Source organism: Methylophilus methylotrophus DSM 46235 = ATCC 53528 (assembly GCF_000378225.1).
Classification (GTDB): domain Bacteria; phylum Pseudomonadota; class Gammaproteobacteria; order Burkholderiales; family Methylophilaceae; genus Methylophilus; species Methylophilus methylotrophus.
This window is the reverse complement of record NZ_KB905141.1, coordinates 738913-752820: the sequence shown is the minus strand read 5'-3', so window position 1 is coordinate 752820 and position 13908 is coordinate 738913. Positions and strand designations below refer to the sequence as shown.

14 protein-coding genes are annotated in these 13908 nt (G+C 49.9%); 4 read left to right on the top strand and 10 right to left on the bottom strand.

Annotated features, from left to right (window positions below; genetic code table 11):
* Nucleotides 1–91 precede the first annotated feature (91 nt).
* Together F463_RS0103585 and F463_RS0103580 are read left to right on the top strand one after the other, a co-directional pair.
* On the top strand, nucleotides 92–1291 hold the full coding sequence (locus tag F463_RS0103585; protein WP_018985682.1) for a glycosyltransferase: 1200 nt from the start codon (nucleotides 92–94) through the stop codon (nucleotides 1289–1291).
* Nucleotides 1292–1410: 119 nt separating this feature from the next.
* Nucleotides 1411–1776 (top strand): putative quinol monooxygenase, encoded by a 366-nt coding sequence (locus F463_RS0103580; protein ID WP_018985681.1) that lies wholly within the window; start codon nucleotides 1411–1413, stop codon nucleotides 1774–1776.
* 67 nt (nucleotides 1777–1843) lie between these two features.
* On the opposite strand, the gene pstB is transcribed toward F463_RS0103580, so the two are convergent.
* The 6 genes from pstB to F463_RS0103550 form a co-directional block, all read right to left on the bottom strand.
* Nucleotides 1844–2623 (bottom strand): phosphate ABC transporter ATP-binding protein PstB, encoded by a 780-nt coding sequence (gene pstB, locus F463_RS0103575; protein ID WP_018985680.1) that lies wholly within the window; start codon nucleotides 2621–2623, stop codon nucleotides 1844–1846.
* Nucleotides 2624–2648: 25 nt separating this feature from the next.
* Nucleotides 2649–3587 (bottom strand): phosphate ABC transporter permease PstA, encoded by a 939-nt coding sequence (gene pstA / locus F463_RS0103570; protein WP_018985679.1) that lies wholly within the window; start codon nucleotides 3585–3587, stop codon nucleotides 2649–2651.
* A 93-nt stretch (nucleotides 3588–3680) separates the two neighbouring features.
* A complete protein-coding gene (gene pstC / locus F463_RS0103565) occupies nucleotides 3681–4607 on the bottom strand; it encodes a phosphate ABC transporter permease subunit PstC (protein ID WP_018985678.1) in 927 nt (308 codons plus the stop codon).
* A gap of 109 nt (nucleotides 4608–4716) precedes the next feature.
* Nucleotides 4717–5712, bottom strand: a complete 996-nt coding sequence (locus F463_RS0103560; RefSeq protein ID WP_018985677.1) for a PstS family phosphate ABC transporter substrate-binding protein — start codon at nucleotides 5710–5712, stop codon at nucleotides 4717–4719.
* A gap of 124 nt (nucleotides 5713–5836) precedes the next feature.
* Entirely contained in the window at nucleotides 5837–6838 is a 1002-nt protein-coding gene (locus F463_RS0103555; RefSeq protein WP_018985676.1) for an inorganic phosphate transporter, read from the bottom strand.
* Nucleotides 6839–6847: 9 nt separating this feature from the next.
* A complete protein-coding gene (locus F463_RS0103550) occupies nucleotides 6848–7504 on the bottom strand; it encodes a DUF47 domain-containing protein (RefSeq protein ID WP_018985675.1) in 657 nt (218 codons plus the stop codon).
* Between the two features lie 169 nt (nucleotides 7505–7673).
* On the opposite strand from F463_RS0103550, the gene prfB reads away from it, so the two are divergent.
* Nucleotides 7674–8778, top strand: a protein-coding gene (prfB, locus tag F463_RS0103545) for a peptide chain release factor 2 (protein WP_124551913.1) whose coding sequence is annotated in 2 segments (ribosomal slippage) — nucleotides 7674–7754 and nucleotides 7756–8778 — 1104 coding nt in all. Because the reading frame shifts where the segments join, the coding sequence is not laid out codon by codon here.
* 146 nt (nucleotides 8779–8924) lie between these two features.
* Nucleotides 8925–9299 carry an EF-hand domain-containing protein gene (locus F463_RS14935; RefSeq protein WP_124551912.1) on the top strand — a complete coding sequence of 125 codons (375 nt, stop codon included), beginning with the start codon at nucleotides 8925–8927 and terminating at the stop codon, nucleotides 9297–9299.
* Here the strand turns inward: F463_RS14935 and F463_RS0103535 are convergent.
* The 4 genes from F463_RS0103535 to acs all read right to left on the bottom strand — a co-directional run bounded on the left by F463_RS0103535 (nucleotide 9220) and on the right by acs (nucleotide 13882).
* A complete protein-coding gene (locus F463_RS0103535) occupies nucleotides 9220–9612 on the bottom strand; it encodes a YchJ family protein (protein WP_018985672.1) in 393 nt (130 codons plus the stop codon). The two genes, F463_RS14935 and F463_RS0103535, sit on opposite strands and share 80 nt — an antisense overlap.
* Nucleotides 9613–9677: 65 nt before the next feature.
* Nucleotides 9678–10142 carry an ASCH domain-containing protein gene (locus tag F463_RS0103530; protein ID WP_018985671.1) on the bottom strand — a complete coding sequence of 155 codons (465 nt, stop codon included), beginning with the start codon at nucleotides 10140–10142 and terminating at the stop codon, nucleotides 9678–9680.
* A gap of 54 nt (nucleotides 10143–10196) precedes the next feature.
* Nucleotides 10197–11771 carry a peptide chain release factor 3 gene (locus F463_RS0103525; RefSeq protein ID WP_018985670.1) on the bottom strand — a complete coding sequence of 525 codons (1575 nt, stop codon included), beginning with the start codon at nucleotides 11769–11771 and terminating at the stop codon, nucleotides 10197–10199.
* 134 nt (nucleotides 11772–11905) lie between these two features.
* Entirely contained in the window at nucleotides 11906–13882 is a 1977-nt protein-coding gene (acs, locus tag F463_RS0103520) for an acetate--CoA ligase (RefSeq protein WP_018985669.1), read from the bottom strand.
* Nucleotides 13883–13908: the final 26 nt, after the last annotated feature.

The following is a 13908-nucleotide window of genomic DNA, read 5'->3' as shown; positions in this document are numbered from 1 at the left end:
GTGAAAGCTTTTTTCGTCACAAAAGCATCACGGAAGCTTGTTAAGCTATGTCAGTATTGTTAACACGGAACCCGGCATTACGGAACATGGCATGAAAATTTTGATGATTTCAGATGTGTACTTCCCCCGCGTCAATGGTGTTTCAACCAGCATCCGCACCTTTGCAGAAAGCTTGCGTGAACAGGGGCATGTTGTACATTTGATTGCTCCTCTATATCCTGCGCAAGAAGGCCAGCCACTGACCGCTGATGAAAGCTGGATCACGCGCATAGATGCACGCAAGATAGTGTTTGATCCCGAAGACTATTTGATGAAATGGTCTGCCTTGATGGCATATGTAGAGAGTCTGCATCCAGGTGATTATGACCTGGTACATATCCACACCCCTTTTATTGCCCATTACGCCGGACTTAAAATCGCCAAACGGTTGCAGGTGCCTGCCGTGGAAACCTACCACACGTTTTTTGAAGATTACATGCATCACTATTTGCCCTGGGTGCCACGCAAATGGGCGGTGCGTATTGCACAAACCGTTTCTCGCAAACAATGCCAGCAGGTGGATACCGTGGTGTCGCCATCGGCCCAAATGCGGGATGTCTTACAACAATATGGCGTGACAACGCCTATTACAGTGATTCCAACCGGGCTGGATACTTCACGTTTTGTGCCTGGGGATGGCGCGGCTTTCCGCGAAAAATATGGTATTCCGGCACAGCGTCCTTTGTTATTGTTTGTGGGGCGCGTGGCGCATGAAAAAAATATCCAGTTCCTGCTGGAAATGTTGTCGCTGGTGATCCAGGATCATCCTGAAGTGCTGCTGGTGATTACAGGAGAAGGCCCGGCCGAAGCCATGCTCAAGAAAATGGCACGTGATAACGGCTTGCAATCACATGTCATGTTCCTCGGTTACTTGGATCGTGCCGTGGGCCTCAATGCGGCTTATCAGGCCGCCGACATTTTTGTTTTTGCATCTAAGAGCGAAACACAAGGATTGGTATTGCTTGAGGCCATGGCGCAAGCAACACCGGTGGTGGCAATTGCCGAGCTCGGAACCGCCTCCATTTTACGCCAGGAGCAGGGCGCACTCATCGCGCAGGATAATGAAATCCATTTTGCCGAACAAGTGCAAACCTTGCTGATAGACCATCAATTGCGTGAGCGGATAGGTAAACAGGGCAAACGCTATGTTGAGCAAGTCTGGTCCAGCGATGCGCAGGCAAACAAGCTACTGGCTTGCTACGAACGTTTGATGTTAACCCATCTGCCTATGGCCGCCTCTGCCGCTGCCTGAAGCGCTGTTTCATTAAAATCTTGAATTTTTATCAGGAGGCTTGACGCTTCCATTTTGGCCAGTCAACATGGGCGTAGACTTGCGCTCATGCAAGCGATGATATTCAGGAGAATCAAAACATGTTTATTCCAGACACCTGCTGCACGCTGGTTCCTTATTTTGAAGTCCCAGCCGAGAACCTGGCCGCATTTAAGGCCTTAGGTGCCAAGTTTTTAGAGAAAACCCGCAATGAGCCCGACTGTATGCATTATGCTTTTTCGTTCAGCGGCAATATTGCGCATTGCCGTGAAGGTTATGCCAGTGCAGAAGGCATCCTGAAGCATCTGGAAAATGTGGCTGAACCACTCGGTGAGGCATTGAAATTGGCCAAGCTGATCCGCTTGGAAATACACGCCCCAGCGGCTGAAGTGGAAAAGCTCAAAGCTCCTTTGGCCGATTTGAATCCCCAGTTTTTTGTATTGGAGGCGGGAATACGCCGGCAGTAGTCATTTTTGAATCTTGAAATAAAAAAACGCCACAAACAGTGGCGTTTTTTATTCTCAGTAGCAGGCATTAACCAAACTTGCCAGTAATGTAGTCTTCAGTCTCTTTACGGCCAGGGTTCGTGAAAATCTTGTCAGTATCATCGTACTCAATCAATTCCCCCAGGTACATATACGCGGTGTAATCAGAGACCCGTGCGGCTTGTTGCATGTTGTGGGTGACCACTAAAATTGTAAGCTTGCTGCGCAGTTCCACCATCAGTTCTTCAATATTTGCGGTGGCAATCGGATCCAGCGCAGAGGTTGGTTCATCAAACAGCATGATTTCTGGGTCGGTTGCCAGTGCGCGGGCAATACACAACCGTTGTTGCTGGCCGCCAGAGAGGTTAAATGCCAGGTCGTGCAGACGATCTTTGACTTCGCTCCATAAAGCCGCGCCTTTAAGCGCTTCTTCAACCTTGTCATCCATGATGCGTTTGTTGTTTTCACCGCGCACGCGTAAACCGTAAGCCACGTTTTCATAGATGGACTTTGGAAACGGGTTAGGTTTCTGGAACACCATGCTGATGCGCATACGTACTTCAATCGGGTCTACGCCAGCATCCAGCACATTGGTGTTGTCTGGATGCATCACAATTTGGCCCTGGTATTTGTTGCCTGGGTACAGGTCATGCATACGGTTGAAGCAGCGCAAGAAAGTAGATTTTCCGCAGCCAGAAGGGCCGATCAGAGCCGTGATCTTGTTTTCATACAAGGGCATGGAAATGCCTTTGAGGGCACGGGCGCCGTTGCTGTAGAAGAAGTTTAAATCGCGAGCTTCGGCTTTTATTGCAGTTGTGACAGTGGCCATGGAGTTTCCTAAATCTTGTGTGGCATTACCATTTAATATTTTTACGAATTTTGTAGCGTAACCAGATCGCTGTGCCGTTCATTAACAGCGTAACGATGATAATGAGGGCGCCGGTGGCCGCCGCATTGACATGAAAGGCATGGTCAGGGCGGGACAACCAGTTAAACATCTGGATTGGCATCACGGTAAACCCGGATGACAACCATTCAAAGTTGAGGAAAGGTGGCTCAGTTGTAATCGGGCTGGGTGGCAAAAAGGCGATAAACGTCAATGCGCCGATGGTAATGATAGGTGCTGTTTCCCCCAGTGCGCGTGCCATACCAATAATAATACCGGTCAAAATGCCACCGTAAGAGTATTTGAACACGTGGTCATAGACCACTTGCCATTTGGTTGCGCCAACGCCATAAGCGGCTTCGCGAATAGAGACCGGAATGGAGCGGATAGCTTCGCGGGTCGACACAATCACAATCGGCAGAATGAGCAGACCTAAGGTTAAACCTGCAGTCAGTATGCTCTGGCCGAAATCCAGCATATACACGAACAAGCCTAACGCCAGCAAACCATAAATAATCGAAGGTACGCCAGCCAGGTTGGAGACGTTGATTTCAATCAGGTCAGTAAACCAGTTTTTTGGGGCATATTCTTCAAGGTACAACCCTGCAGCAACGCCAACAGGCACCGCAGTCAGGAAGGTCACCACCATCACAAGCAAAGAGCCTACCCAGGCTGACAGCAACCCGGCACGGCCTGCGCGGCGCGAAGGGAATTCAGTCAGAAAATCGATATTGAATTTTGGGTAACCGTCTGCAATCAGTTGCCAAAACAGCAACATCAGCGTGACCAGGCCAAACATCAGGCACAGCAGGCCTATCGCCGCAAACAGTGTGTCATTGCGCTTGTGGCGTTTGATCATGGCACGTACGTCGGCCAGGTTTTCGAGGACAGAAGCTTTATGTTCCATGTGTGTTGTTTCCAATGACCGGTAGTCAAGCTACCGGCAGTGTAGGGTGGTTATATGTCAGTATTGAGACAAATCGACAGCTTTGATCAGTCTTTAGTAGCTTTCACGGTATTTTTTACGGACCCAGTGGCCAATAATATTGAATGACAACGTCATCGCCATTAATACCAGGCCTGCGGCAAAAATACTTTGGTAACCGATGCTACCGTGAGGCAAGTCACCCATCGCTACTTGGACAATGTATGCAGTGATGGTGGCTGCGCTTTCCAACGGATTAAAGGTCAGGTTGGGTTGCTGGCCAGCAGCAATCGCCACCACCATGGTTTCACCTACGGCACGTGAAATCGCCAGGATATACGCAGCGACAATCCCTGAAACAGCGGCCGGAGTCACCACTTTAATCGCCGTTTGAAAGCGGGTAGCGCCCATAGCGTAAGAACCTTCGCGCATGCTCATGGGCACAGCACGCATGGCATCTTCTGACATGGAGGCGATGTATGGAATAATCATGATGCCCATCACAATGCCCGCACCAAGCATATTGAAGCTAGGCAACTCAGGATAGATGGATTGCAGCAAAGGGGTGACAAAAAACAATGCGAAATAACCAAAGACCACCGTTGGCACACCCACCAGCAATTCCAGGATAGGTTTGATGGTTTCACGTGTTTTGTGTGACGCAAATTCCGAGAGAAAGATCGCTGCAATGGTCCCAATGGGGACAGCTACTGCCAGCGCAATCGCAGAGGTGGTTAAGGTGCCAGAAACCAGCGGCATGATGCCGTAATGCGCCTCCTCAAACAAGGGTGTCCATTGCGTATCTGTGAAAAACTCCACGACAGAAACCGTTTTGAAAAAGCTCAGCGATTCATATAACAATACGCCGACAATCGCAAAAGTGGTCGCCACGGCCACCAAGGCTGCTAACATCAGTATCAGTTCAATCATCCGTTCTTTCACATTCCGACGAATATTTTTCGCCAGTCTGGGGCTGATGGTCAGTTGCACAGGTGCTTGCATTGCTTGGGTCGCCATAGTGTTTATTTGTCAGGGAGGAATTTTAACGGATTATCCGCGGTTCAGGCCGAATCACCACTAAAAAAGGGGCATCGCTGCCCCTTTTTCAAGATTACTTGATTCGGGACAACAAGTCGGTGATCTTGATGCCGACTTCTGAGGTACCGTTGAAGCCTGTGCCCGGTTTCATGGCTTTGAAATGCTCTTTCACTGCTGTGTAATCCGCTTTTGGCAGTGGCACGTATTTCACTTCCTTAACCAGTTCTGGCGCGTTTTCCAGGTAGTAATTCACAAACGCTTTCACTTCTGGTCTGAAAGCAGCCGCTGTTGCGTTGACGTAAATGAACAGAGGGCGGGAGAGCGGTTGATAGGTACCATCCATCACCGTCGCTTCGGATGGCAGCACTGGTTTTGCACCTTCTTTAGCAACGATAGGGACCGCTTTCAGCTTGTCTGTGTTTTCCAGGTAGTATGCCAGGCCGAAGTAAGCCAAGCCACCTGTGTTGCCTGATACACCTTGTACCAGTACGTTATCATCTTCTGAAGGGGTGTAGTCTGTACGGCTGGCCTTGGCTTTGCCGTTTACCGCTTCGGTAAAGTAGTCAAAGGTACCAGAGGCAGTCCCTGGACCATACAGGTTCAATGGTTTATCTGGATAAGTGGCATTCACTTCTTTCCAGTTCTTCACTTTTGAGCCTGGCTCCCAGATTTTTTTCAATTCGGCGACGGTAATTTGTTTTACCCAGTCATTTTTACCGTTCACGACAACAGTCAAGGCATCGTAAGCGATAGGCAGTTCAATGAACTGTACGCCGCCTTCTTTACATGCATCCATTTCTTTCTGAGAGATAGGGCGGGAAGCATCTGAAATGTCCGTTTCGCCGCGGCAGAATTTTTTAAAGCCGCCGCCAGTCCCGGATTCACCAACAGTCACTTTCACGCCTTTGGCACGTTGAAACTCTTCTGCCACAGCTTCGGTAATGGGGTAAACCGTACTGGAGCCATCGATTTTGATGATTTTGTCCGCAGCCGCTGCGGTATGCGCAAAGGTGAATGCCTGAGCGATCAGGGCGGCCATCAAAGTGTTGCGGAACAAACTGGTTTTCATCTATACACTCCTGTGTTTGGTGTTGACTGTTGTGATGCACGAAATCATAAAAACTTAATATGACAGAAATGTGACAAAAAGGAAAAAAGGCGCATGTAGCGCCTCTTTTAATATTACTTCTGCCTTACAAAACGCTTTCACCAATATGGTAGGCAATCGCCGCCATGATCGCTGCGCAGGGAATGGTCAGTACCCAGGCCCAGACAATACGTGAAGCCAGGCCCCAGCGCACAGCGGTCATGCGGCGTGACAAGCCCACGCCAACAATGGCGCCTGTAATAGTATGTGTGGTCGAGACCGGAATACCCAGGCTGGTGGCGAGGAACAAGGCAATAGAACCTGAAGTCTGTGCCGAAAAGCCACCTGTGGGACGAATTTTGGTAATACCCATACCCATGGTGCGCACAATGCGCCAGCCACCAAACAGGGTGCCAAGGCCCATGGCCAACTGGCAGGAGATGACCACCCAGAATGGGACATGGAAATCGCCTTGCAGGTAACCATTGGCAAATAATAATACAGTGATGATTCCCATGGTTTTTTGCGCATCGTTGGCGCCATGGCCCAGGCTGAATAAGGAAGAGGAAATAAACTGCAGTTTGTTAAACCGACTCTCAATTTTATACGGTGAGGATTTCTGGAAAGCCCACATAATGCCGATGGATAGTAGTAGTGCCAGCATCATGCCAAATAAAGGTGAGAGGATAATCGCAATCCCGGTGCTGATCAGTTTTGCGCCTAAAATGACCCCTTTTGTGCCTGAATGTGCCATGCCTGCACCAATCAGCCCGCCGATCAATGCATGTGAGGAAGAGGAGGGAATGCCGAACCACCAGGTGATGACGTTCCAGGCAATCGCGCCAAAAAGAGCACCAAACACAACTGTGTTGTTGACGATATTAGGATCAATAATGCCTTTGCCGACGGTGTCGGCCACATGCAGGCCAAAAAACAGAAAAGCGACAAAGTTGAAGAAAGCGGCCCAGATCACAGCGGCCTGCGGGGTTAACAGACGGGTCGAAACCATGAGCGCAATCGAGTTAGCGGCATCGTGGAACCCATTCATAAAGTCGAAAATCAAGGCGACGATGACCAGCACAGCCATAACGATTATCACATGATCCATCACGAGTCCTTAGATGCGTTCCAATACCACGCCATGAATTACGTCGGCTACGTCTTCACAGCTATCAACGGCCTCCTCAAACAAGTCATACAATTGTTTGGAGCGGATCAATGTGCGCGCATCATGGTCTTCTTCAAACAATCTGTGCATGCCAGAACGCATAATATGGTCGGCTTCCCCTTCAATCGTGCTGATTTCTTCACAGGTGCGCAAAATACGCTCTGCATTTTTCATGTCAGACAGCATGTTTACTGCGTCTTTTACTTTTTCGGCAGCACGTAACAGGATTTGAGCCAGTGCGACCATTTCAGGGGTGAATTTTGAGTGACCATAAATCTCGGCACTTTGTGGAATCGCTTCCATATAGTCGATGATGTCGTCGAGTGCCATGGCCAGTTCACGGATCTCGCGGCGGTCAAATGGGGTAATAAAGGTTTTGTGCAGGGAGAGCAGGATTTCCTTGGTGTACTCGTCTGCTTCGGATTCAATTTTGCGGATTTCTGCAAAATGCTTCTGAAAATCGGCCTGGTCTACAACGGCTGCCATTAGGGCCAGCACTTTGGAACCACGTACAGCACAATCTGCCAAACGGTTAAACAGCACGAAATAGTTGTCATTTCTGGGGCTGATTGCAGCCATGATGCGGCCAAAAGTGGCATTCGCCATTGAGAACTCCCTAATCGCTTCAAAGTTTTGTGACGGCAATTTTACTATTTTGTGACATGTTTTGTGACAAAAATATGAATTCTTTACTTGGACTGCCCTCGAATGTGGTTCTAAATCCCTTCTCCAGCTGCGGTATAATGCTGGCTTTTACATATTTAAATTCACTAAGATGGAAGCTGAACACCTCAATAGTATTGCCAATGCATTAAGCGACCTGACCCAACGCCACCAAGCGCTTCGGGGGTATCTTTGACTACGAGAACAAGCAACAACGCCTAGCCGAAGTTAACGGCCTGCTTGAGGATCCCAAAGTCTGGGATAACGCAGAAAAAGCGCAAAATCTGGGCAAGGAAAAACGCATGCTAGAAAGCGTCGTCATGACGCTCGATGATGTGTACCAGTCATTGTCCGATAGCCGTGAATTATTTGACATGGCGCGAGAGGAAAATGACGATGACACATTGTTGAGTGTAGAAGCTGACGCCCAAAAGATAGAGAAAATTGTTGCCGAGATGGAGTTCAAGCGCATGTTCTCGCAGCCGATGGACGCCAACAATTGCTTTATTGAGTTTCAGTCTGGCAGTGGTGGCACTGAAGCACAGGACTGGGCTGGTATGTTACTGCGTATGTACTTGCGATACGTGGAGCGTAAAGGTTTCAAAGTCGAGGTGCTAGAGGAGTCTGAAGGCGATATTGCCGGGATTAAAGGCGCATCGATTAAAGTGACTGGTGATTATGCCTTCGGCACCTTGCGTACCGAAAGCGGCGTGCATCGCCTGGTACGCAAATCTCCATTTGATGCCAACTCCAAGCGTCATACCAGTTTTGCTAGTGTGCAGATCTTCCCTGAAGTGGATGATTCCATTGAAATTGAAATCAATCCGGCGGATTTGCGTATCGATACCTACCGCGCCAGTGGTGCCGGTGGCCAGCATATTAACAAAACTGATTCTGCGGTGCGTATCACCCACTTGCCGACGGGTGTCGTCGTACAGTGCCAGAATGACCGTTCGCAACATCGCAACAAAGAAGAAGCGATGAACATGCTGAAAGGCGCTTTGTACAACCTGGAACTCAGCAAACGCAACGAAGAAAAGCAGGCTCTGGAAGATGCCAAAACCGATATCGGTTGGGGACACCAGATTCGTAGCTATGTGCTGGATCAAGGCAGGATCAAGGACTTGCGTACGAACGTGGAAATTGGCAATACCCAGGGTGTGCTTGATGGTGACCTAGACCCGTTTATTATGGAAAGCCTGAAACAGGGGTTGTAATGTTTCTATGAAAGTTTTGAGCCCGCCTTCTTGGCGGGTTTTTTATTGTTTTAACGCGATACAAAGTGTTACTGAGCGATACACCATTTGCCTATTGAGGTGCCTAGAATAGCCTAACATCACATGGTGAAGGCAAGGCGGAATAGATGGCAAGTATTATTTGCAGGGTGAGTGCGCAGTTTACTCAGAATGTTTTTTTACGACTGGATGCGCATCAGCGTGGCTATTTGGATCAGCCCATGCTAGAGCGAGCCTTGGTCGGGCTGGGTCAGCAAGAGGTCAGGCAGCTTTTGTTCACCTTGGATCAGGATGGTGACGAGCGCATCTCTCCTTATGAGCTTAATCTCGCCATTCTGGATTGGTTGAGTGAGGCTAACATGATGCCAATGCCTACCGCATTTACCAGTCTGATTGTCCTGTATGGTTTGGAGAGTGATGAGCCTATTCTGAAAAAGACTTCGAATGCTCGCCGACATACAGCCAGCGATCATTTATACGCACAAACTGGCTATGCTCGGTAAGCCGTGATTTTTTCTGTTTGCCGCTCTGGTAAGTGGCAACAAACACGACTTCTGCATGCGTGTCATCCACAACTTGATGTGACACTACCTCTAATTTGAGCCACGTAATGCCATTCAAATCTTCCATGCTCAAGCTGGCAGGGCGGGTATCAGTATGCCAGGTTTGCAGAATATAGTCGGGTAGTTTTAATGCGTACGCACTGTATCGTGAGCGCATCAGGCGCTCTGCATCCGGAGCAGCTTCTCCTGAATGTAAAGGCTGGCAACATTCAGTGTACGCTTTGCCACTATGGCATGGGCAAGGTTTTTTCATAATGTATCCTTAAAAAAGCGCTTCAATCGGGACCTGATGCCATTGCTGACCAAGGGCCTCACACCTCAAAATAACTCTGTCTGTGCAGGAGGTGGGGCGGCCAGCAACATATCGACATCAATCTCGAAAATACCTAGCTTGCCCGCACAAGGTATCAACGGTAAGGGGTGCGCCTCAGCAAACAAGAAGCCGTAATACTCTGCATGCACACCGCCAAAGTGCGCCCGTTGTTCGCGGCTCAGGCTCGTCGGCAGCTCTCCAGGTTTACAACATAACACCAGATTGGCAATCCCCATGACACCGCCATATTCCAGTTTATCCCGGTCTGGAATAGGGATATCAGTATGCGATTTGATGTACTGGTAATACTCCTCATAGAGGCCTTTGCTGGCATGAATCAGGATAGGACCGCGATATTGTGTGCCCCAACTGCGGTCATCTACCTGTAAATAGCCGTTGGCAATCAGCCATGCAAACGGTTGCTTGAGGGAGAGTGCCTTGAGCACGCCTGATGGCGTAAATGCTGACATGATTGATCTGGTAAAAGAGGCTGAACATTCAAGTCCAGGCCCTCAATCATATGGTTAGGCGATCTCGCGGGTTTCCATAAACTGGATATCCGGGTAACGCTCTTGTGCCATTTGCAGGTTAACGCGGTTAGGCGCCAGGTAGACGTAATCATCTGCGCTATCCAGGCCGACGTTAAAACCATATTTATCTGCAATGGCCTTCAAGTCAGCATCCGAGCCCTTGAGCCAGCGCGCGGTGTAACAGTCGTAAGGCTCAAACACCATGTCGACGCCATACTCATGCTCCAGGCGGTGTGCCACCACATCAAACTGCAGCATACCGACGGCACCCAGAATCAGGTCGTTTGAAAGTAGTGGACGGAACAATTGTGCCGCACCTTCTTCGGACAATTGCTTGAGGCCGATTTGCAATTGCTTCATTTTCATCGGATTCTTGATGCGTGCACGGCGGAAAAATTCCGGTGCAAAAGAAGGGATGCCGATAAATTTAAGTGCTTCGTTTTCGGTAAAGGTATCGCCCAGCTTGATGGTGCCGTGGTTGGGGATGCCGATAATGTCGCCAGAGTAGGCTTCATCCATGATGGTGCGGTCTTGCGCCATGAAGGTGATGGCGTTGTTGACGTTGAGCATCTTGCCCGTGGCGACTTGCTTGATTTTCATGCCGCGTTCAAAACGCCCCGAGCACACGCGCAAAAAGGCAATGCGGTCACGGTGCTTGGGGTCCATGTTAGCCTGGATCTTGAACACAAAGCCGGCAAACTTTTCTTCGTTTGCGGCAACCACGCGTGTCGCGGTATTGCGCGATTGCGGTGGTGGGGATAGATCAACCACGGCATCCAGCAAGGATTGCACACCAAAGTTGTTCACGGCAGAGCCGAAAAATACAGGCGTTTGCTTGCCGCTTAAATAGCGTTCTTTATTAAATTCGTTAGAGGCGCCACGTACCAGTTCGATATCTACGCGCAATTCTTCAGCCTGGTAGCCTATCAATTCGTCCAGGCGCGGATTGTCTATCCCCTGGATGGTTTCAGAAGTGCCTTTCTCGGCACGTGGGTCAAAGAACAAAATACTATCCGTCACCAGGTTATACACGCCACGGAAGGTCTTGCCCATACCGATAGGCCAGGTCATGGGCGCGCATTCCATGCCGAGCGTAGTTTCGATTTCGTCCAGCAACTCAATCGGCGCACGGCTTTCGCGGTCCAGTTTGTTGATAAAAGTGATGATGGGTGTGTCACGCATGCGGCACACGTTAAGCAGTTTGATGGTTTGCGCTTCCACGCCATTGACTGAGTCAATCACCATCACGGCAGAGTCGACCGCGGTCAGGGTGCGGTAGGTGTCTTCAGAGAAGTCATCGTGGCCGGGAGTGTCGAGCAGGTTGACCATATGCTCACGATACGGAAACTGCATAACCGAGGAGGTCACTGAAATACCACGTTGCTTTTCCAGTTCCATCCAGTCTGAGGTGGCGTGGCGGGCCGCTTTACGGCCTCGTACTTCACCGGCGACCTGGATCGCGCCACCAAACCACAACAGCTTTTCGGTCAGCGTGGTTTTACCCGCATCCGGGTGCGAAATAATGGCAAAGGTACGGCGGCGTTCGACTTCTTGCTGCAAACTGGACATGAAAAAATAGCGCTTTGGAAAAAAGCGCTATTTTAACCTAATCAAAGACTTGGCCGGATTATTTTCGCATCAGGAAAATAGCAACCGCTGCGAAAATAATCAGAATGATTAAACCTTCCATGATTGGTAGAGGGTTAATTGACGGCTTGTTTCAATTGGTCAAGAATGGCCGGATTGTCCAAGGTGGAGATGTCAGAAGTGATTTCCTCACCCTTCGCCAGGCTGCGCAACAAACGACGCATGATCTTGCCTGAACGGGTTTTTGGCAAGTTGTCCCCAAAGCGGATTTCGTCCGGTTTGGCAATTGGGCCGATTTCTTTGCCTACCCAGTCACGCAATTCAGCCACAATCTTTTTGGCTTCATCACCCTCCGGCCGTTTGCCTTTGAGTACTACATAAGCCACCACAGACTCGCCTTTTATCGGATGCGGTTTGCCGACCACAGCAGACTCTGCCACCAGGTGATTCGCCACCAGCGCCGACTCGATTTCCATGGTGCCCAGACGGTGACCAGAGACATTCAGTACATCGTCGATACGACCCATGATGGTGAAGTTGCCGGTATCGGCATCACGCACGGCGCCATCGCCCGCCAGATACAGGTTGCCGCCTAACTCCGCAGGGAAATAGCTGGCTTTGTAACGCTCAGGATCGTTGTAAATAGTACGAATCATGGAGGGCCAGGGTTTTTTAATGACCAGCAGGCCGCCACTGCCCCATGGAATATCTTTACCGGTTTCATCGACGACATCGATATCAATGCCGGGGAAGGGTAGGGTACAGGATCCCGGTACCAGTGGCGTCGCGCCAGGTAGTGGCGTAATCACGTGGCCACCGGTTTCAGTCTGCCAGAAGGTGTCCACAATCGGGCAGCGGTTGCCGCCTACCTGTTCGTAGTACCACATCCAGGCTTCCGGGTTGATGGGTTCGCCTACGGTGCCCAGCAGGCGCAAGCTGGACAAATCGAAGTGGTTGGGATGTGTGGTGAAATCGGTCTCACCGGCTTTGATCAGGGAGCGAATCGCCGTTGGCGCGGTATAGAACACGCTGACCTTATGGCGCTGTATCATCTCCCAGAAACGGCCAGCGTTAGGGAAGGTTGGGATCCCTTCAAACACGATTTGTGTCGCCCCCATAGCCAAGGGGCCGTAGGTGACATAGCTATGGCCAGTGATCCAACCCACGTCGGCCGTACACCAGTAAATATCCTCCGGTTTGATATCGAAGGTCCAGCGCATGGTGTTCATCGCATGCAACAGATAGCCTGCCGAGCTGTGTTGTACACCTTTGGGTTTACCGGTGGAGCCAGAGGTGTAGAGCAGGAATAATGGATGCTCGGCATCGACCATGACTGGTTCGCAGGTATCTGGTTTACCGGCAATCAGGTCATGCCACCAGATACATTTGTTGTCCCAGCTGACATCCTGTCCCGTTTTTTTGAACACCACGATATTGCGGATGCTGTCACAGCCACCCATGGCAATGCCTTCATCTACCGCTTGTTTCAGTGGCAAGGTTTTGCCGCCACGGTATTGGCCATCAGAAGTGATGACAGCGACCGCTCCTGCATCAATAATGCGCTCATTCAGGCTTTTTGCCGAAAAGCCACCAAACACCACAGAATGGATAATGCCCAGGCGTGCACAGGCTTGCATGGCGACGATGGCTTCAATACCCATAGGCAGGTAAATAATCACCCGGTCACCTTTGACAAGGTTCAGGGATTTCAAGCCATTGGCAAACTGGCAAACCTGATGGTACAACTCTTTGTAAGTGACATTTTTGACATCACCATTGTCAGCTTCAAAAATAATGGCAGTTTTGTTAGGGATGGTTTGCAGGTGCTTGTCCAGGCAGTTAGCCGAAACGTTCAGCTCGCCATCTTCAAACCATTTATAAAAGGGCGCATTATCCTGATTCAGCGTCTTAGTGAATGGCTTGTGCCAAATCAACAATTCGCGTGCCAGTTTGGCCCAGAATCCTTCGTAATCCTGCAAAGCTTCTGTATGCAGGCGCTGATATTCCTCCATGCTGCCGACCGCTGCCTGGCTCGAGAAAGCTTTGCCTGGTGCAAATACGCGGTGTTCATGAAGTACAGATTCGATAGACATAGCGTCCCCCAAAAATCAGTGTCAAA